Consider the following 19,806-nt stretch of genomic DNA (forward strand, 5'->3'; position numbering starts at 1 on the left):
TCAGGTGATCTCCAGCTGACGAAGGCGGGTTTCGATGCGTTGCACGGTGAGGCTGGCCTGGCGCTGCAGGCCACCGTTCCAGCTCAGCAGTGCCGGGGGCTGACGACTCAGGTTCATCGGTCCCGCACCGCGTACCAGGATCACCAGTTTCACGTCCAGGTCCGGGCCGAAATACAACGCTGCAAGGCTGGCCAGTGCCGGGTGTGCTTCGCCGTCCGGCAAGAACCGGGCAGCCAGGGCCGAGGACAATGGGCCGAGTGTCAGACGAATCCCCGCGTGTTCATCCCAGACCCGCGTACCGGCGACGGCGCTGCGACCGAGTTGCAGGTTGCGCCCGCCGACCTTCATGACACTGCGGCTGGCGCGTGGAATTTCACGCCAGGCACCTTCATAGGCGCTCAGTTCCACCGGTACGGAAAATTGCTCACGGACAATGGCCGCGAACCCGGCCAGAGATCTGCGGCCATCGGCGTACAAGGCGGTGCAGGCCAGAACAGCGCAGTCGGGCATCGCCTGGCGCTCCTGCAGCGACTTGGGCAGCAAACCGGTCAGCGCCCGCAATTGCGCCTGCACCGGCGAGGCGCCGGGTGGGGTGAAACCGAGGGCGATCCGGTGCTTGCGCATCACTTTGTAGAGCAGGCTGAGTAGCCGATGCTGGAACAGATCGAGGAACTCGGCGGGTGCGTGATCCCTGGCCCGGGCCCGTTGTTGCAGCCACTCCTGATAGGCGTAGGGCAGCGGACCGTCCGGGCCGCCGAGGCCGAACATCGGCGTGGTCAGGGTCGGTGGCGCGTCCGGTGTTTCCTCGAAGCTTTCGATCTGGCTGGCAGCGAACACGGGCGTCAGCGGCCCGCGCAATTTCAGCGCTTCGGCCTGGGGCGACGTACCCGAGCCGAGAGAGTCGGCCTGCGGTTGTTCGCGCTCCAGCAACAGCAATGCCTGCAACCATTCGAATGCCTGCGGATCGCGGCGCAGACGCTGGCCCAGCGTCAGAGCGACAGGGGCATGCCGGCTTGGGGTTGCCATGCCTTGACCTCCTTGTCCGCCTGCATGAGCACTGTGCGCACAAAGCGATTGGCCGTGGCGTACACCGAGAAGAACTGTGCAAGCACCGCCGAGAACAGCACCGCGCTGCTGCCGACAAAATGCTGCGGATCAAGCTGCAACTGCACTTCGAGCCCGTTGCGCCAGCCGCGCCAGGCATCGGCGCCGACATGGCCGATCACCCGTTCGCAAGCGAGGCTCAGCACCCCATCGATCTGGCGCACCGCGCCGGCCTCGTCGCGCAGATTGTGCAGATGCAGAATCTCCTTCAACGCATCCAGCGCCTGCGGCCCTTCGACCAGTGACAGATGATTGAGGGTCAGTTGCGACACCAGCCGCCAGCGCGAATCACCGTCGAGTCGCGGCAGACTCTGCGGGCTCGGCGGATTGCGCAGGCGTGCCCACGCCACCGGCCCCGGCCGTTCGAACCCCAGCGGCATACCGGCAGGCAGGCTCTGGGCCAGGTGCCGGTTGGTGCACAGTAGTTCGGCTGTCAGGCTGTAGTCGGGCAGATCGGTTTGCGGCTCGAAACGGGTGTCGACCACGCTCACCAGCACGTCACTGCCGAGCCGGTTCGGTGACTGGCCGCTGACTCGCCGCGCATGCCAGTAGCGCTGTTGATCGCCGCCGCTGTGCTGGCTGCCGTAATAAGCGGGCAGACGTTGCACGCCGGCGCCGGAGCTTGAGCGCATTGCGCGAATACTGTGGATCTCGACACTGTTTTCCCGATGGCTGTCGGCGATCAACCGGTATTCGCTGCGGGTGCCGTCGGGGCGCAGCGGCTCGGAGGTGCGCGGGAACAGGTTGATCACCGGTGCGCAGCCGAGGGCGATATCACTGGCCTGCAAGTGCAGACGACTGACTGGAGCGCGGTCGAAAACGATGTACAGGTAGAGCGTCTGGCCGTCGCTGCAAGCACCGCCCAGTGGCAGGTCGAAGAAATGAAATTTTTCCGGGAAGGCAAAGTACTCCGCCAACAGGCGCATGCCCGGATGCACACCGTCCTCGTCGGGCAGCAGCACTTCGTCATCGGCGAACCCGACGATCCGTGGAAGACCCTTCAGTTTCGCGGGAACGCTCCCCGGTGCACCGGCCAGAACCTGCACGGCATGGGCACCGAGCAAGTCATAGAGTCCGGCGTTGATCACTGGCGAGGCGGCCAGATGAATGCGTAAACGGTCGATCTCCAGCCCGGACCATTGGCTTTCGCCCAGGCAACGCAGGCTCAAGCGCAACGCCGAACGGGACTGCGCCACTCCGGTCAGCGCCTGGGCCTCGTCACTGCCCAGCAACAGCGCTTCGGTCACTTCGATCGGCCACAGTCGTACAGCGGCACTGGTGCGAAAGTGAATGCTTTCGCCCTTGCCGGTCGTGACGAACAGCGGCGTGTCCCGCGGCAGGGGATAGCCACCGTCGAGCTTGCCTTTGCTCGGGTCTGGCTCGAATTGCACGATGGCGCAGGAGGGTAACGGGCGCATCGCCAGGGGGTAAAGTTGCTCCAGCAGGGCGTCGCTGAATTGCGCGTAGTCGTCATCCAGCCGTCGTTGCAGACGCGCTGCGAGCAAAGCGAAGCCTTCGAGCAGACGTTCGACATGCGGGTCGGGGCATTCGCCGGGCGACAGTTCCAGTCGCCGGGCAACTTTCGGATAGCGCTCGGCAAACTGGCTGCCCGCATGGCGCAACCAGGTCAGTTCGCGTTGGTAATAGTCGAGCAGTTGCGGGTCAATCGAGTCGCTCATGGCGCACCTCCAACCCTTCGTTGCCAGGCTCGATGACAAATGCCACTGGCCACTGCTGCCGACTGCTGCGCAGCTCGCCGCGCAGGCGGATGCTCAACCTCTGCGGCTGTTCGGGCAGGGGATTGACCTGCACCTCGCCCAGCAGCAGGCGCGGTTCGAAATGGGTGATGGCCTCGCGGATATCCCGCGCCAGCCGGCGACGGTCATCGCTGCGCTGTTGTTGCAAAGCGCTCCAGTCGGCAATGCCGTAGTCGATCACGCTGGGTGGTTGCGTCAGCGTGCGCGGGCCTCGGCGGGTATTGAACAGACGCGCCAGTTCGGCGTGCACGGAGTCGAGCAATCCCTGACGATCGAACGCCTGCGCGCCCTCGGCGTCGCCGGACGCGAGGCGTTCGAACAGCGGCGGAACAATGCCGGTGCCGGCCATGGCCATTGCGTCCGGTTACTTGCTGGCCTTGTTGGCGGCCAGGTCCCACACCGTACCGGCGGTGCCTTCCTTGGTACCGTCGTCTTTCTGCGCGGTGAGTTCCCACTTGATCTTGGTGAAGTTCAGGGACAGGGTTTCCACCGGTTTGCCCCCGGTGCCGCCGCTGACGCTGACGTTGGAGATCACCACGTTGGTCAGGGTGTAGTTGATGAACGGCATGATCTGCCCGCTGCCTTCGGCGGCGTTGCGACCGATGGTGATCTTGGCTTCCGGGATCGGCTTGCCGGCGCAGCAGTACTCGTTGAGGGAGGGCGTCGAGCTGTCGATGAATTTGGTCAGGGTGAACTCACCGATGTGCGGCCGGCCGGAGGTGCGTTCCGAGTTGCTGACGTCGTTGGTCACCTGCATCGCCACGTTGTGGCTGTAGGACATGACTTCGATCTTGTCCTTGTAGCCCTCGAGCAGGCTGTCGCCTTTGATGTCGCCGCCGAGGTCGAGAATGATTGCATCCATCGCTTGAAACTCCTGAAGGTTATCGCGCTAGACAAACGGGGGAGGGAGCGCCCGCAGGGAAATCCTGCGGGCGCAGGCAGGTCAAGCGGCTACCGGAGGCGGCAGGGTCGCGACCAGGCGGATCGATGCCGTCAGTTCTTCGAGCTGAAAGTGCGGCCGCAGGAACACGGTCGCGCGATAGGCGCCGGGTTTGCCGGCGACTTCGGTGACGTCCACCCGCGCCTCACGCAGCGGGTACTGCGCCTTGATTTCCTGCGGCGCGTTGTCATTGATCAGCACGTAGTCGGCGATCCAGTTGTTGAGATAAGTCTGCACGTTGTCGCGGGTCATGAAACTGCCGACCTTGTCGCGCATGATCACCTTCAGGTAATGGGCGAAACGCGAGGCCGCGAGCACGTAAGGCAGCATCGCCGAGATCCGTGCGTTGGCGTTGGCCTCGTTGGTGTTGTAGACCTTTGACTTGTTGGTGGTCTGGCCGCCGAAGAACACTGCAATGTCGCTGTTCTTCTTGTGGCACAGGGCGATGAAGCCGAGGTCATTGAGTTCCTTTTCGCGGCGGTCGGTGATCGCCACTTCGGTCGGGCACTTGAGCGACAGGTCGCCGGAACTGGTGCGGAACGTGTGCGCCGGCAGGCCTTCGACCGCGCCGCCACCCTCGGCACCCCGGATTGCCGCGCACCAGCCGTATTTGGCAAAGGCTTCTGTGATGCGTTGCGACAATGCCCAGGCGGCGTTACCCCACAGGTATTTGCTGTGGTCGGTGCCGTTGGTGTCTTCGACGTAGTTGATGCCTTCCACCGGCGAAGTGTCCGGGCCGTAGGGCAGGCGCAACAGAAAGTGCGGCAGGACCAGTGAGACGTAGCGCGAGTCTTCGCTTTCGCGGAATGAACGCCACTTGATCAGTTCCTGGCTCTCGAACACTTTCGACAGGTCACGCGGTACGGCCAGTTCGGTGAAGCTGTTCATGTCGAACAGACGCGGGCTGGCAGCGGCAATGAACGGCGCGTGCGCGGCGGCGGCAACGTTCGACAGTTTTTCCAACAGGCCGATGTCCTGCGGATGACGGCCGAAAGTGTAATCACCCACCAGCAGGCTGAACGGGTGGCCACCAAAGGTGCCGTATTCCTCTTCGTAGATCTTCTTGAACAGCGCGCTCTGGTCGAACTCGACGGCTTTTTCCAGATCGTTCTGCAGCTCTTTCTGCGTCACATTGAGCAGGCGCAGTTTCAGCCGGCTGCTGGTTTCGGTGTTCTGCACCAGCATGTGCAGGCCGCGCCAGGACGCTTCGAGTTTTTGCAGGTCCGGGTGATGCAGCACTTCGTTGAGCTGGGCACTGATCAGCTCATCGATCTTGCTGATGCGGTCGTTGATCATCGCCACGGTGTCCTTGTCGATGGCCATGCCTTCGTCAAGTACCTGGGTGGCGAATTCCGCGAGCATGTCGCGGGCATAGTCCTGCTGGCTGTCGTCATGGGCCATGCGGCCCTCGGCGATGATCCGGTCAAGCAGGGATAAAGTCTCGGCGGCAGCATTTTCGCTGGCTTGATTCTGGGCGGCGGCGGGCATGGCGAATTCTTCCTCGGTCAGGTGGACGATCAGGCTTGCGGTTCGGCCGGGGCCTCGGCATCAGATGCCGGGACAGCGTTGTCCGGGCGGGCCGACTTGATCTCTTGCAAGCCTTCGGTGTTGGCGATGACATCGCGCAGCAGCTTGTCGAGATCATCGTTGCCGTCGAGTTTGGTCAGCAGGTCGCGCAGACGCTGACGGGCTTCGTACAGGCGGCGCAGCGGGGTGACTTGCTCCACGACCTTGACCGGGTCGAAATCGTCGATGTGTTTGAACTTGAGTTCGATATTGAGCTTGCTGTCGTCGCCGCTGAGGGTGTTGTTGACTTGCAGTGTGGCGCGAGGGGCGATGGAGGCGAGTACATCGTTGAAGTTGTCGCGGTCGATTTCGGTGAAACGTCGTTCATTCAGTTTTGGCAATGGTTCGAGCGGTTTGCCCGAGAGGTCGGCGAGGATCCCGACCACCAGCGGCAATTCCTTTTTCTCGATGGCGTTGCCGATTTCGACGTCGTAGGTGATTTGCACTCGGGGCGGGCGAACCCGGTCGAGCTTGTGCTGGGTACTTTCTGCCATGGCGGCGGACTCCGATGCGATGGACGGGCGCAATGCATCGGGGAGGCCCGTTCATCGCTTTCCCTTGCTGGACCACAGGTTAGAAAGGGAGGCAGATGACCTGTCGTTCCTTTGACAAACCTTCCACATTCGGCTGTAGGAACCGAACTACCCAAGACGCTAGAACAGGTCTATAAAAATGCAAGCGAAAAACTTTTTTGGACTGGGTCACGAAAAGGAAAATTCATTTTGTCTTCACGACTTTTTCTAACAATCGGCTTTTCGTTGCTGGCCGGCTGTTCGTTCTTCGGGCCGAAAGTCGACCTCGACAGCCTGACCCTCGACGTCGCACCCAAGGCCAACGACGACACACCGATTGCCGTGGATTTCATCGCGGTCAATGATCCGGACCTGCTCAAGCAACTGTCGGGCATCAGCGCTCAGCAATGGTTCGCCGGGCGCGAGCAGTATCAGCGCGATTATCGTCAGTCGATGAGCGTGTGGGGACTGGAACTGGTACCGGGGCAATTCATCGACCGCCAACCCTTCCCGCTGGGGGGCAAGCGGGCGGCTGGACTTTTGGTCTTCGCCAGCTATAACACACCCGGAGCGCACCGCTTGCGGCTGGACGATCAGAGCGATGCATGGCTCAAGTTCGACAGCCGCGAGATGACGCTGGTCAGCAAGGAAAACTGAAAAAAACCGTCCGCCGCCGGTTCGCGGTGCTGTCGAAGGGAGTCGTATGAGTCTGCTACCTGACGCGGTCTGTTGGCATGAAGGCATGCAGTTGCTGCCACAGCATTTTCAGTTGCAGGGCCTGCGGGCCGAAGCACTCGGTGCGCACCTGGCCCAGGCCTGCAATCCGTGGTTCTTTGGTGTCAGTCACATGGAGTTCGATCCTTCGGCGATGAGTGCCGGCATCGTGAGGGTCGTGTCGTTGCAAGGAACGATGCCCGACGGCTTGCCGGTCGATCTGCAAGCGGGTGTCGGCCCCCCGCTGGAACTGGATGTCGGTCCGGCCATCAACGAGACCGACGATGCAACGGTCACTGTGTACCTGGCGATCAGTCCGCTGTGGCGCGCCGGTCAGCTGCTGCCGCTCAAGGGGCGTCTGCAATCGGTGGTCGGTGAAGCGTTGCCGGATCTTACCAGTGGCGAATTCCCGGAATCGATCACGGTATGGCGACCCAATCCGCGCCTGTGCACGCAACTGAACAAGGCTGACTCGATCTGTCTGCCGCTGCTGAAAGTCCGCCGGGAGGGCGGCGGGTTCCTGCCGTTGCCCTACACTCCACCGACGCCGGTCCTGCTGCCGGATTCGCCTTTGGGCCGGCGGATTGCCGGGCTCTGCGCACGGGCCCGGGAGAAATGCCTGTTTCTCGGCGGGCGTCTGCGGCAGGCGCAACAGTCCGGCAATCTGGACGATGCGCTGGAGATCCGTCGTCAACTGACGGCGTTATGGGCGCGGCTGCCGGAAGTGGAAGGCTCGCTGAACAGCCGCATCGCCCATCCGCAGGCGTTGTACGTGCAGTTGCTGGGACTGGCCGGTGCGTGGTCGGCGCTGGATCCGCTGGCGGGCGTGCCGTCGTTCGCGCCGCTGGACTTCTTCGAGTTGCAGCGCGGTTACGAACCGCTGCTGGACTGGCTGGAAACCTGCCTGGAACTGATCCGCGCCGGTTACCGCAGCATCGCGTTCGAACGCAGCGAACACAGCTTTTCCATTCAGTTGCCGGACGAGCAGCCCAGTCAGCGGCTGGTCATCGGCTTGCGCATGCCCAATGGCGCCAGCGAACAGGCGGCCGGTGATTGGCTGCGGGGTGCGATCATCGCCTCGGCGCCGCACATCGCCTTGCTCAGTCGCCAGCGCATGAGCGGTCTGACGCACCAGGCCATGAGCCGCAACGAGCAGGTGGCCTACAGCGTCGGCGAGGACACCCGGTTGTTTGTGGTGACGGCCGAAGGCAACTGGTTCGACGCGCAATTGCCGCTGGTGATCGCCGCACCGGCCAACCGGTTGACCAGCAGTCCGTGGCAAGTGGTGTTGTTTGTCGCCCAGAACAGTGAACGTGCCTGATCACACAAGGAACGCCCTATGTCGCAAGGAAGTGCCGCAAGCCTGGGTTTGCAGGACGCACCGTTGAGCAGCGCGTTCCGTCAGGCGTGGCAGCAATGGCAATTGGACTGGAGCCAGTTGCCCAAGGACAGCGAAGACGAAGCGGCGCTGGTGGAAACCGTCGTCGAGCTTTCGACCCAGGCGTCCCAGCGTTTGTGGCGCACGGCGTATTCACGGGTTGGCGATTCGGCGACCGGGCAGGTCAAGGCACTGGTGTACGCCTTTGTCGCGCTGGTCGATGAAACGCTGCTGTTCAGTCCTTGGCCGGGCCAGGCGGCGTGGCAGGACAAACCGTTGGAATCACGCCTGTACTCGACTCGTCAGGCCGGTGAGCAGTTGCCGGCGGCGATTCAGGCCCTGCTCGATGAACAACAGGCCACCAGCCGCGATCTGGCCAACGTCTATCTGCAATGTTTGATTCTCGGCTTTCATGGCCGTTTGCGTGGCGAGCACAGTCAGGCGCAACTGGAGAAGTGGCGTCTGGCGCTGTTCAGTTTTGCCTGGCAGGACGAAGCCAGTTACGAAGGCGTGAGCCAGCGCCTGCTGCAGCCTTCGCAGGCCCCGCCATTGCAGTTGCCGGTACGCACCGCGCTGCCGGACGGCTTTCGACTGGCGTTGGGCATTCTGGCGATGGTGCTGCTCTTGACCGGGCTGGGTCAGTTCCTCTGGCGTGACATTCGTTCCGAGTTGGAACCGGTGTTGCAGATGACCGAATCGGTGACCCAGTCGGAGCAGGATTCATGAGCACGCTGACGATGGTCGCCTGGGTTGTCGCCGTGCTGCTGTTGCTGGTGATCATTGCCGTGGCGGTTTGGTGGTTGCGCACACAGAGCGGTGCGGCGATCCGCAGTTTCTATGCTGCTGTACGCCATATGGAACAGGAGCAGGGCAGTCGCGATCGCTATCAGATGCCATGGCTGCTGATGCTGGGCGACGAAACCCAGGGCACTCAACTGGTGACGGAGTGGCGCTTGCAGCCCACCGACAAACCGGCGTGGTTCGGTCGTTGGTGGTCGGACCCGGAAGGTGCGGTGCTGGTGGTGCCGCAGGCGCTGTTCCTGCCGGATGAAGGTATGCATTTGCAACGTGGCGGCTGGTGGCGTTTGCTCGGGTTGATCCTGCGCCTGCGCGGCAAGCGTCCGCTGGACGGGGTGATCTGGACGGTGCCGGCCAGCCGTTTGAGCAATCTGGAGCAAGCCACCCAGCTCGGTCTGGCAGCCCGGCGACGCTTCATCGATTTGCTGCAACGCTTCGGATTGAGTGTGCCGGTCTATGTGATCGTCACCGGTCTGGAAGAGCTGCCCGGGTTTCAGGAGTTGATGGGTGCGTTGCCCGAGGATGCTCGCGAGCGCACATTGGGCTGGTCTTCACCTTTTGCGCGCGACGCCGTGTGGCAAGGACTGTGGAGCGATCAGGCACTGGATCGCCTGCACCGCGCCGTGTCGGAAGCCGTGATCGAAATCGGCACGTTGTCCGGGTCTCTCGGCGCCGATCTGTATGCCTTGCCGGAGCGCCTGGAAACCTTGCGGCGTGGCTTGCAGAGCGTGCTCGAACCGGTATTTCAAGGCAATGCGCAAGGTGAGGCACCCTGTTTTCGCGGGGTGTATTTCAGTGCCAATCAGCCATCGGAAGATGCGCTGGACGGATTCTCCGCCGAGGACAGCGGCCTGCAGCGCAGTGCGTTCATGCGTCAGTTGTGGCGTCAGCGGCTGGTGGGTGAGCGGGGGCTGGCCCTGGGCGTGCCACGCCTGTTGCGCTTGCGACAGCGCTGGCAGCGGGTGACCGCCGGTATCGCACTGGTGGTCGGTGTGGTCTGGGCGGTGGCGATGGTCTGGATCTGGCGCGACTCCACCAGGGATGCCCACGAGCTGGCACGGCTGATGCTGGGTGCACAGAAAAGTTACGTTGCGGTCACTGACGACGCGCACCGTATCGAGCCCACGCGGCGCAACGTACAGAGTTTCTGGCGGGTGCTGGAGCGAGCGCCGCATTGGCATTACGTTTCGCTGGCGTTTCCGGCTTCATGGTTTTCCTCGGTGGACGCAGAGATTGAACGGGCACTGTACGGCTCTTTGCAGCGCCAGATGGTTCAGCCGTTGCACCAGCTGCTGGTGGCGGAACTGGCGAAAATCAAGACAATTCGTGCCACTGACCGGCGTACCGGTATTGAAGGCGAAGACCCGGCGCAGTGGCAGAACTACCAGAAGGCCACGGATCTGGTGGACCGCGCATTGCGTCTTGAACAGCAGAACCAGTTGTTTGCCCAGGTGCAGAACAACCCGCGCGTCCCGCTGGATGATCTGGTGCTGTTGAGCAACAGCGCGCTGTCGTTGAATCTCAATGCGGCCACTGTTTCCCATTCCACGTATTACAACCGTTTGCTGGCGTCGGGTGATGGCGGTGATCTGCAGGCGCTGGATCTGAGTGTCGAGCGCCCGTCGATTACCAACAACTTCAGCGGGCTGATGGAGCGCTGGCTCGATCAGTATTTTCTCGCCGACAACTTTGTGAGCAGGGCCGGTTACCTCAAGCTGCATCTGGAACAGCTCGAGGCCGGAAGTGGCAACAGTCTCAAGGAACTGGAAGACCTGCGGGCGCTGATCGATGACCTGCAAGCAGCGATCGCGCTGACCAACTCGACCTGGAGTCGCGGCAAGGGCCAGGAACTGGTGCCGGGCTACCGCGACTTTCTCGACAAGGTACGCAAGAGCTCGCTGCTCGGCCCGGCGGTCGAGCAGCAACTGGATGCGCAGGCCGGCAAGTTGCAGCAGAGTTTTCGCGATCAGTGGATCGCCCAGGTCGGTTCGCGCGGCAACCTGCTGGTGCAGCAGGGCAGCGGGCAATTGGCATTGCAGGATCAGGTGGTGAAGCTCAACAACGCGGTGCAGGCGCTGTTCAAGCGTGACTTCTTGTCCGTCGCCATGCGCGCCAGCGAAGACAGCGTCAATATCCAGGGCAAGATCGTTGATGGTGATGATCTCAATACGTCGCTCGACTACTTCAGCAGCTACAAGAGTTATGTCGCCGAAGAACTGCCACGCATTCCTCCGGTTTATCGCGATGCCTTGCTGCAAGCGGCCGAAGGTGCGGCGGCGCAGGCCATGTGGCTGAGCCTCAAGGATCACGACGACCAGACCCATCCTTACGCGGTGTTCAACGTCAAGGCCGAGCAAGCCATGGCTCTGCAAAAGGCGTTTGTCGACGTCCATCGCAGTGATCTGGCGGCTCGCTTGCAGGCTGCACTCAATCGCCGGGCCATGGCACAGATCGTCAATGGTCTGGATGAAATCACCGCGCAACCGCTGTTCGGCGGGCGCGCGGAAATCAGTCAGTGGGACGGTTCGAAAAACCTCGGCCTGCAACTGTTCGGCGCCAGCGATGTGCAGGATCTGAAGCTCAGCCTCAAGCAGCAATTCAACACCATGCTCGGGATCACCGAGCGGCGCAGTTCTGCGTTGCAGTGGTTGCTGACCCAGCAGGGCAATCTGTCGGCGCTGGACTATGAGCGCGTCACCCAGTTCAGCGCACTCAATGACGAACTGCTCAAGTACAAGGATGCGAACCCGGCCAGTTCGCCGGCGCAGATCGAACAGTTGGTCAGCCGAGACTTCATCGACATGGATACCGGCTCCTGCGTGCAGGTGCTGCAGACCGCCAATCTGGCGGGCGGGCGCGGCACGCTGGCGATGCGTGCGGTGGAGCTGCAGCAGTCGGCCATGCAGCGTTGCCAGTACCTGCAACAGCAGCAGGCCGCGGCGGCGTGGAATGAGCTGGCCGGCTATTTCAATCAATACCTGGCCGACCGTTTTCCGTTTGCCAACGGCATACAGGCGCAGGACGCCGACCCGGCGCGGGTACAGCATTTTCTGGAAATCATCGACAAACGCCTGCCAGTGGCCCAGGCCGGCCTGCTGCAGAACCAGACGCCGGAACGGCTGGCGGCGGAGGATTTTCTCAACCGTCTGAAACAGGCAAGTCTGTGGCTGACGCCGCTGTTCGTGCGGGACAAGAGCGGCATTCTCGGGGTGGAAATGGATGTGCGCTGGCGCACCGACCGCGACGATGAGCGCGGTGCCGACCAGGTGATTGCCGGCGGTTTGCTGGCCGGCAGTCAGCAGATCAGTTATCCCGCCGCCGAGCAGCCGAATCTGCACTGGAGGGTGGGGCAGCCGATCCGTCTGACCTTGCGCTGGGCGCGCAACGGACGCGAGCGCCCGGTCAATGATCCGCTGCAACCGAATCTGGTGGTGCGCGACCTTGAGGCCGGGTGGGAGTACGGCGGGCCATGGTCGTTGCTGCGGCTGATGCGCGCGCATTTTTCGGTGCAGCGCCAGCCGAGCATGGATTACACGGATTTCCCGCTGACACTGCGCCTGCCGGTCACGGCACTCAATGACAGCGTCACGACTGAGTTCGCCCGGATGTTCGTGCGTCTGTCGTTGATGAGTCAGGGCTCGAAGCAGCCATTGTCGATTCCGCCGTTGCCGACCCGGGCGCCGCGCTCGCCGTTTCAGGTGACCGGTACCACCGCTTCCATTGAATCTCGCAAGGAGGACCTGTGAGCCTGCCGTCTGCCTCGCTGCCGAACCTGATGGACCCATTGCTCGCACCGATCAGCGAAGACGCGCCTTGCGGTGTGGATCTGCGTTACGAACGGGAGTTCGACCTGATTCGAGAGCTGCGACGCGAGGATGATGCGAGCCTGCCCGCCGGTGTCTGGCAAACGACCCTGAAACAGGCGAACTGGCCGGAAGTGGAAAGGCTTGCCGCGACCTTGCTGACCGAGCGCAGCAAGGACCTGATGCTCGCCGCCTGGCTCGGCGAAGCGTGGCTGCATCAGCAGGGACTGGATGGACTGCCCGGCAGTCTGGCGCTGATCGTCGGCTTGTGTGAGCGTTACCCGGAACAGCTTCATCCGCAAGCCGAGGAGGGCGACCAGTCGTGGCGGGTGATTCCACTGGAGTGGCTGGTGCGACGCTACAGTGAAGTGCTGTTGACGCGGGTGCCGCTGTTCGGCTCGCACAATAGCGAGTTCGAAGCCTATAACCTGGAAACCTGGCGACGCCTGCAGGTCATGCAGGTGCTGGCCAACGACAGCAAGAGCGCCAAGGCCTTGGTGGAATCGGCGCGCAATGAACAGAAGAAACTCAGCGACCAGATACGTGCCACGCCGTTGGCGTATTGGCTGCGCCAGCAGGGCAATCTGCTGCTGAGCCAGCAACACCTGCAACGCCTGGACACCTGGAGTGATACATATCTGGGTGATCAAGGGCCGGGTTTGCGGCCCTTGCAGGACATCATTCAAGCGCTGCTGACCCTGGTCCAGGAGTTCATCGCGATGCACCCACAGAAACCGGCGCCGGTCGTACCTCCTGAAGATCCTGCGATGGAAGCGTCACCAGTAGATGAAACGCCTGTGGCGACGCAAGTCTTCCGTGAGCCGGCGAGCCGTGAAGAAGCCTATCGGCAATTGCTGCTGATCGCCGAATACCTGGCCCGTACCGAACCCCACAGCCCCGTGCCTTACCTGATCCGGCGCGGGGTGGAGTGGGGCAACAAACCGTTGAGCGAACTGCTCGGCGAGCTGATTTCCGCCGACGCCGAGTCGCGGCGGCTGTGGACGTTGCTCGGGGTGCTTTAGTGCACGCGCTGGTTGTTCTGCCTGGGCGGTAACGTCAGTGGTGTGAGTACCGGTTCCCCGGCAAAGAACGCCACCAGGTTTTTGCCCACCAGCTCCACGGTGCCCTGGGTGGCTTCCGGTGACAGCCCGGCAACGTGCGGGGTGAGAATTACATTGCTCAGGGTTTTCAGTGCATCGGGCACCTGGGGTTCATGATCGAATACATCCAGCGCTGCGCCGGCGATCCGCCGTTGTTCGAGGGCGGTGATCAGGTCCGCGGTGTTTATCACACTGGCACGGGCTATGTTGACGATAAACCCCTTGGGCCCCAGGGCATCGAGTACCGCGCGGGTCACCAGATGCTGGCTGCCGATGCCGCCGGGCGTCGCGACCACCAGAAAGTCCGACGCTCGCGCCAGCTCGGTCGGGGTCGAGCAGAACGCGTAGGGCACGTCGTTGCGCACCTGGCGGTTGTGGTAGTTGATTTCCATGTCGAAACCCAGGTTCGCCCGTTTGGCGATGGCCATGCCCACTGCGCCGAGGCCGAGAATGCCCATGCGTTTGCCCGCCAGGGACGGGCGCATGATCTTCGGCCATTCTCCACGGCGCACCGCCGCATCGCAGCGTGGAATGTCGCGCACCAGGGCCAGCAGCAGCGCCATGGCATGGTCGGCCACCGACGACGCGTTGACCCCGGCGCCGTTGGTCACGGTGATCCCCCGGTTGCTGGCGGCTTGCAGGTCCACCTGCTCATAACCGGCACCGATCACACAGATGATTTTCAGCGCAGGCAGCGCGGCGATTTCTTCAGCGTACAGACCCAGCGGACCACGGGTCAGTACCGCGTCGATGCGGGTACCGTGGGTAGCAATGGCCTGGGCACGTTCGGCGGGAGTCGGCGCGAGGATCAGGTGAAAGCCCTGTCGTTCGAGTATCGGCAGGTAGTCATTGATGGTTTCAACCAGTACCAGAACGGTGGCGGGCATTGCTCGGCTCCTGTGATCGGTCGGCGTGTCGGGCGCGAAAGTCGTGTCAGAGTGCTGATTCCAGAGCGGTTTGGCAATGGCCGACATTGCCCCGCACCAGCCAGTGTAGGAGCTGATACGGGGCGCGTGCGGGCGCTTCGTCAGAACGCAGTCCCGATGCCGTGTACAGATGCATCAACTGGCGTACTGGGCGATGCCGTTGCCGAATGACCAGTTTTCTTTCTTTACCTCGACCAGATTGATGAACACATCCTCCAGCCGGATCGACAGCTGTGTGTTCAGGTTGCCGGCAATGGTCTGGTACAGCGCCTTTTTCTGCTCCAGCGTCCGGCCTTCATTGAGGGTGATCTGGATGATCACCAATTGGTCGCTGCGCTGGATCCCCAGATATTGCGTATCGAAGACGAAATGCTCGCCGTCGTGCTCGGCCAGAATCTGGAAATTGTCGTGTTCCGGCACATTGATCGTGTTGCGCATGGCGGCGTAGATCTGCTCGCCGACGCGTCTGGCGAAGGTCGGGTCGGGGCGTTTCTTCAGTTCGATGCGAACGAGGGGCATGGGAGGGCTCCGTGGGACAGGGGGACTGGAAAGGGCTGTCAGTCGGTTCGCCATTGGGTATAGCCGAAAAATGCCAGTAGGTGAGGTTGTTTAAAAACGTTAGGAAACGGACGCCTCGTACTGCGGGATTTACGGATGTTGCCTACGAGTGCTGCCGGATTTATCCGCTATACGGTGAGATGTGAAGCACGAAAACATAGAGAGCAGGACAGGGCTCGTTCTTCAGGATGAAGCGGCGGCCTGGACGGAAATTGCCATCAGCCAAGGAAGGCCAATGCTTCAGAACAACCGTGAAAACCTGGAACTCGACAGGCTGCACAACGAAACGCGAAAACTTGTGGCTGAACGGCAAAAGCTTCTGGCGGAAGAAAAGAAGCTGAAGTGGGAGACGTATTTTTATCCAGTCGCGGTAGTGGCCGGCGTGTTAACGGCAAGCGCGGCATTGGCGGGCGTCTTTTTCAGGTTTTGAGCGTTCGTTTTCGCCATCTTCAGACACATGACCCAAAAGGAAATCAACATGAGCACCTATGACGCCAAAGCCAGAATGGAACAACTGGAGCGGGAACACGATGAGTGGGCCGAAAAAATGCGGATCAAAAACAGGAAAGAAATGCGCCCGATCTGGGGTTTGCTGGGGCTGGGTATCTTTTGCATGTCCCTTGGCTTCATGTTGGCCCGATCGATTTGATCGGGTTTTCCCATGGCGCATTCGGTGCCGGAACGTGTCATAAAACGACATTTTACGTATCTGGTGCCGACAACTATTTTCCCAAAAACGACAACCCTGCAATCTGCTCCGCACAACCATTCCTCAGCTAAGTCTTTGCTTCTGCTCATTTATCGCGGAGAATCGCGCCCCTGTTTCGGCCGGAGCATGTCTGTCGGTTTTTTCCGACGCGTCCTGACCGAGTGGCAAGTGACCGGAATGCGGAGATCCGACCGGATGAATGATCAGGCCAATAGCGTCGAGCAACGCTTTGAAGCGGCAGCACCAGCCCAATTGTCGAGCTGGAGTCGCCAAGACACTACCTGGATGTTGGGACTGTTCGGGACGGCGATTGGCGCCGGCACCCTGTTTTTGCCGATCAACGCTGGTCTGGGTGGCTTCTGGCCGCTGGTGATCCTCGCGCTGCTGGCATTCCCGATGACTTTCTTCGCACACCGCGGCCTGACCCGCTTCGTGCTCTCCGGTCGCGAAGGCGCGGACATCACTGACGTGGTGGAGCAGCATTTCGGCATCAAGGCCGGCGCGCTGATCACTCTGCTTTATTTCTTCGCGATCTTCCCGATCCTGCTGATCTACAGCGTCGGCCTGACCAACACCGTCGCCAGTTTCCTCGAACATCAACTGCACATCACGCCGCCGCCGCGCGTGTTGCTGTCGTTCGCGCTGATTCTCGGTCTGCTGGCCGTGGTGCGCTGCGGCGAGCAGGTGATCGTCAAGGCCATGAGCCTGATGGTGTATCCGTTCATCGTCGCGCTGCTGTTTCTCGCGGTGTACCTGATTCCGCACTGGAACGGCGGCATCCTCAGCACCGCTTCCCAGGTGCCGGCGCCGTCGGCGCTGTTGCACACGCTGTGGCTGGCAATCCCGGTGATGGTGTTCTCGTTCAACCACTCGCCGATCATCTCGGCATTCGCGGTAGACCAGAAGCGCCGTTACGGTGTTCATGCCGATGAGCGCAGCTCGCAGATCCTGTCCCGCGCCCACCTGCTGATGGTGGTGATGGTGCTGTTCTTCGTCTTCAGTTGCGTGCTGACCCTGTCGCCGGAACAACTGGCGGAAGCCAAGGCGCAGAATCTGTCGATCCTGTCGTACCTGGCCAACCACTTCAGCAACCCGACCATCGCGTTCGCGGCACCGCTGATTGCGTTCGTGGCGATTTCCAAGTCGTTCCTGGGCCATTACATCGGCGCGAGCGAAGGCCTTAAAGGTCTGATCGTGAAGAGCGGCAAGCGCCCGGGCGCCAAGGCTCTGGATCGCATTGTCGCGGCGTTCATGCTGGTGGTGTGCTGGATCGTGGCGACCCTGAACCCGAGCATTCTGGGCATGATCGAAACGATCGGTGGTCCGGTCATCGCGGCGATTCTGTTCCTGATGCCGATGTATGCGATCCGCAAGGTACCGGCCATGGCTCGTTATCGCGGTCAGGCGTCGAACGTGTTTGTCGTTGCCGTAGGCCTGGTGGCCATTTCGGCGTTGATCTACTCGCTGGCCGCCTGACGCCAGAACGGCAGCAGCAGACGGGGGCGAGCAATTCGCCCCCGTTTTTGCAGAACCCTCTCAGTGCCTGATCCAGGGCACGCATCCGCAGATTTAAACGGCTACGCTTGAAAGGCACTTTTCCCCGGAGATGCCTCATGCCCCGTGCCCGACCCCAACTGATCAGCGCCAAACTGGAAAAACTCCATCCCACCCAGTTGACGGTCGGCCTTGCCGAAGTCGCCGACAAGCGTCAGGAATGGAAAAAGCTCAAACGCAAGGAACGGGCGGCGGCGCTGGACAATCACTGGTTCCCCAGTGTGCTCGGGCCTGAAGGGGTCTACTACATCGTCGATCACCACCACTTCGGTCTTGCGCTGATCGAGGAAGAGGTGAAGAAGGCGTCCTTGCTGGTGCTCAAGGATTTGTCCTTTGTCGACCCGGTGACGTTCTGGAGCGTAATGAACTTCAACCAGTGGGCGCATCCTTACGACGGGCGCGGTGTCCGGCGCACCTTTGAAGCCATTCCCAGGTCCATCGCCGATCTGCAGGACGATCCTTATCGCAGCCTCGCCGGGCGCCTGCGCCGGGCCGGTGGTTATGCCAAGGATGCCACGCCCTACAGTGAATTCCTCTGGGCCGACTTCTTTCGCAGCCGTATCGCCAGAGATCAGCTCCATGAGCTGAGCCCCAAATTGCAGAGCAAGGCCATGGACCTGGCCCGCAGTCAGGAAGCCCGGTATCTGCCGGGGTGGGTGGGTCCGATTGTCAACTGAACCTCTGAGTGCCACTTCCCGACCCGAAGTGCAAAGCCGTAGCCAGGACCTGCTGGCCGGGTTGTCGATTGCCGGTCTGTTGTTGCCCGAAGCCGTGGCGTATTCGAGCATTGCCGCGCTGCCGCCGCAGGCCGGCGTGATTGCGTTGTTTGCCGGGCTGCTGTGTTACGCATTGATCGGCACCAGCCGCTTTGCCGTGGTCTCGGCCACGTCTTCATCGGCAGCGGTGCTGGCGGCGGTGACGGCTTCGCTGGCCGGCGGCGATCCGGCATTGCGCCTGAGCCTGGCGGTCGGTCTGGTGATGATGACCGGGGTGTTGTTCCTGCTGGCAGGGCTGTTCAAGCTCGGTAGCGTCACTTCATTCATTGCCAAACCGGTATTGCGCGGCTTCGCCTTGGGGCTGGCGGTGACGATCATCCTCAAGCAGGTGGCGAGCGTCGTCGATGTACACCTCAGGGACAGCAACCTGATCCGTTTCCTGCCGCAGTTGCTCGGGCAATGGTCGCACTGGAACCTGGCGGGTGCCGCAGTGGCGGTGACGGCGTTGCTGGTACTGATGGTCTGTGCCCGCTTTCGTCGAGTGCCGGGTGGATTGATTGTTGTCGCATTGGGGATTGCCGCCAGCCAGTGGCTGAATCTGCCGGCCCACGGGGTGAAGCTGATCGGGGTGATTGATCTGGCGCTGGAGACGCCCAGCCTGCCGGACATGCCGTTTGCCGACTGGCTGCGCCTCGGGGAACTGGCGTTCGCCATGGTGATGATTCTGTATGCCGAGTCATACGGGTCGATCAGCTCGTTTGCCCTGAAACATGGCGACCGGGTCTCGTCGAACCGCGATCTGCTTGCTCTGGGGGCGTCCAATCTGTTGTCGGGGCTGTTTCATGGCATGCCGGCCGGAGCGGGGTACTCGGCAACCTCCGCCAATGAAGCGGCGGGTGCCACGTCACGTCTGGCGGGTATTGTCGCGGCGCTGGTGGTGCTACTGATCGTGGTGACGGTGCTGCCTTGCATTGCTCTGACACCGGAACCGGTGCTGGCCGCCATCGTGATTCACGCTCTGTGGCGGGCGTTGAGCCTGCAACCGCTGGGCCGATATTTCATCTGGCGACGCGACCGTTTGTTGGTGATCTGCGCAGTGGCGGCGGTGCTGGTGCTGGGCGTGCTCGACGGTTTGCTGCTGGCGGTGGCTATCAGTGTGGTGCTGATGCTCAAGCAGATGTCCTCGGCGGATATCCAGGTGCTGGGGCAGATGGGTGGCGGTCACGACTATGTCGACGTGCAGCGTCATCCGGATGCGCAGGAAATCCCCGGCGTGTTGATCGTGCGGCCGAGTGAGGCGCTGTTCTTTGCCAACGTGGAGCGGATTCTTGGCGGCGCGCTGCGGCTGGCCCGTCATGCGCCAGCGACGGTGCATACGATCATCCTGAGTCTGGAAGAATCGCCGGACCTGGACGGCACCAGCATCGAAGCGCTGGAGGCGTTCTTCCTGCAGGTTCGGGCCGAAGACAAACTGTTGATTCTGGCACGTCTCAAGCATCAGGCGCAGACGGTGCTGATGCAATTGCCCGAGCAGGAGCGCGAGCAGGTATTGCTGAGTGACTTGAGTGTGGACGGTGCGGTTCGGCAGGCACTCAAACTCAATGCATGAGTTTGCGCAGGCATAAAAAAACGCCGCTCATCTCGCGATGGGCGGCGTTTTTTCATTGCGTT

Annotated in this window: 18 protein-coding genes; 10 read left to right on the forward strand and 8 right to left on the reverse strand. The window is 61.9% G+C overall.

Going from position 1 to position 19,806, the window contains the following annotated elements; all coding sequences use genetic code 11:
* The 6 genes from tssG to tssB form a co-directional block, all read right to left on the reverse strand.
* Positions 1-1,026 carry a type VI secretion system baseplate subunit TssG gene (tssG, locus tag ACK6BI_RS08445; protein WP_409316702.1) on the reverse strand — a complete coding sequence of 342 codons (1,026 nt, stop codon included), beginning with the start codon at positions 1,024-1,026 and terminating at the stop codon, positions 1-3.
* Complete coding sequence (gene tssF, locus ACK6BI_RS08450; RefSeq protein ID WP_409316703.1) at positions 990-2,783, reverse strand: type VI secretion system baseplate subunit TssF; 1,794 nt, start codon at positions 2,781-2,783, stop codon at positions 990-992. Before tssF ends, tssG begins: the two co-directional genes overlap by 37 nt.
* Complete coding sequence (gene tssE, locus ACK6BI_RS08455) at positions 2,767-3,210, reverse strand: type VI secretion system baseplate subunit TssE (protein ID WP_409316704.1); 444 nt, start codon at positions 3,208-3,210, stop codon at positions 2,767-2,769. Before tssE ends, tssF begins: the two co-directional genes overlap by 17 nt.
* Positions 3,211-3,225: 15 nt before the next feature.
* Positions 3,226-3,723, reverse strand: coding sequence for an Hcp family type VI secretion system effector (locus ACK6BI_RS08460; protein WP_409316705.1), 498 nt, complete (start codon positions 3,721-3,723; stop codon positions 3,226-3,228).
* Between the two features lie 81 nt (positions 3,724-3,804).
* Complete coding sequence (gene tssC / locus ACK6BI_RS08465) at positions 3,805-5,289, reverse strand: type VI secretion system contractile sheath large subunit (RefSeq protein WP_409316706.1); 1,485 nt, start codon at positions 5,287-5,289, stop codon at positions 3,805-3,807.
* 29 nt (positions 5,290-5,318) lie between these two features.
* A complete protein-coding gene (gene tssB, locus ACK6BI_RS08470) occupies positions 5,319-5,861 on the reverse strand; it encodes a type VI secretion system contractile sheath small subunit (protein WP_409316707.1) in 543 nt (180 codons plus the stop codon).
* A gap of 228 nt (positions 5,862-6,089) precedes the next feature.
* Between tssB and ACK6BI_RS08475 the strand changes: the two genes are divergently transcribed.
* The 5 genes from ACK6BI_RS08475 to tssA are packed head-to-tail and all read left to right on the forward strand — an operon-like array spanning position 6,090 to position 13,594.
* A complete protein-coding gene (locus ACK6BI_RS08475) occupies positions 6,090-6,536 on the forward strand; it encodes a type VI secretion protein (protein WP_409316708.1) in 447 nt (148 codons plus the stop codon).
* A gap of 46 nt (positions 6,537-6,582) precedes the next feature.
* Positions 6,583-7,914, forward strand: coding sequence for a type VI secretion system baseplate subunit TssK (gene tssK, locus ACK6BI_RS08480; RefSeq protein WP_409316709.1), 1,332 nt, complete (start codon positions 6,583-6,585; stop codon positions 7,912-7,914).
* Between the two features lie 18 nt (positions 7,915-7,932).
* The gene (locus ACK6BI_RS08485) at positions 7,933-8,697 is read left to right on the forward strand and encodes a DotU family type IV/VI secretion system protein (RefSeq protein WP_409316710.1); all 765 of its coding nucleotides are present in this window, start codon (positions 7,933-7,935) and stop codon (positions 8,695-8,697) included.
* Entirely contained in the window at positions 8,694-12,515 is a 3,822-nt protein-coding gene (locus tag ACK6BI_RS08490; protein WP_409316711.1) for a type VI secretion system protein, read from the forward strand. Before ACK6BI_RS08485 ends, ACK6BI_RS08490 begins: the two co-directional genes overlap by 4 nt.
* Positions 12,512-13,594: a type VI secretion system protein TssA gene (tssA, locus tag ACK6BI_RS08495; RefSeq protein WP_409316712.1), complete on the forward strand. Its 1,083-nt coding sequence runs from the start codon at positions 12,512-12,514 to the stop codon at positions 13,592-13,594. The genes ACK6BI_RS08490 and tssA overlap by 4 nt, the downstream gene beginning before the upstream one ends.
* On the opposite strand, the gene ACK6BI_RS08500 is transcribed toward tssA, so the two are convergent.
* A complete protein-coding gene (locus tag ACK6BI_RS08500) occupies positions 13,591-14,559 on the reverse strand; it encodes a 2-hydroxyacid dehydrogenase (RefSeq protein ID WP_409316713.1) in 969 nt (322 codons plus the stop codon). The genes tssA and ACK6BI_RS08500 overlap by 4 nt on opposite strands.
* A 174-nt stretch (positions 14,560-14,733) precedes the next feature.
* A complete protein-coding gene (locus ACK6BI_RS08505; protein WP_260519933.1) occupies positions 14,734-15,117 on the reverse strand; it encodes a tautomerase family protein in 384 nt (127 codons plus the stop codon).
* A 181-nt stretch (positions 15,118-15,298) separates the two neighbouring features.
* Between ACK6BI_RS08505 and ACK6BI_RS08510 the strand changes: the two genes are divergently transcribed.
* The 5 genes from ACK6BI_RS08510 (at position 15,299) to ACK6BI_RS08530 (ending at position 19,744) form a co-directional block, all read left to right on the forward strand.
* Entirely contained in the window at positions 15,299-15,586 is a 288-nt protein-coding gene (locus tag ACK6BI_RS08510; protein ID WP_409316714.1) for a hypothetical protein, read from the forward strand.
* A gap of 48 nt (positions 15,587-15,634) precedes the next feature.
* Positions 15,635-15,805, forward strand: coding sequence for a hypothetical protein (locus ACK6BI_RS08515; RefSeq protein WP_248740835.1), 171 nt, complete (start codon positions 15,635-15,637; stop codon positions 15,803-15,805).
* Positions 15,806-16,060: 255 nt separating this feature from the next.
* Entirely contained in the window at positions 16,061-17,341 is a 1,281-nt protein-coding gene (locus tag ACK6BI_RS08520) for an HAAAP family serine/threonine permease (RefSeq protein ID WP_409316715.1), read from the forward strand.
* Between the two features lie 137 nt (positions 17,342-17,478).
* Positions 17,479-18,096, forward strand: a complete 618-nt coding sequence (locus ACK6BI_RS08525) for a ParB-like protein (RefSeq protein ID WP_409316716.1) — start codon at positions 17,479-17,481, stop codon at positions 18,094-18,096.
* A complete protein-coding gene (locus tag ACK6BI_RS08530; RefSeq protein ID WP_409316717.1) occupies positions 18,086-19,744 on the forward strand; it encodes a SulP family inorganic anion transporter in 1,659 nt (552 codons plus the stop codon). Before ACK6BI_RS08525 ends, ACK6BI_RS08530 begins: the two co-directional genes overlap by 11 nt.
* Positions 19,745-19,806 lie beyond the last annotated feature (62 nt).

Origin of the sequence: Pseudomonas sp. KCJK9016, from assembly GCF_046231795.1 — a bacterium.
Classification (GTDB): domain Bacteria; phylum Pseudomonadota; class Gammaproteobacteria; order Pseudomonadales; family Pseudomonadaceae; genus Aquipseudomonas; species Aquipseudomonas bananamidigenes.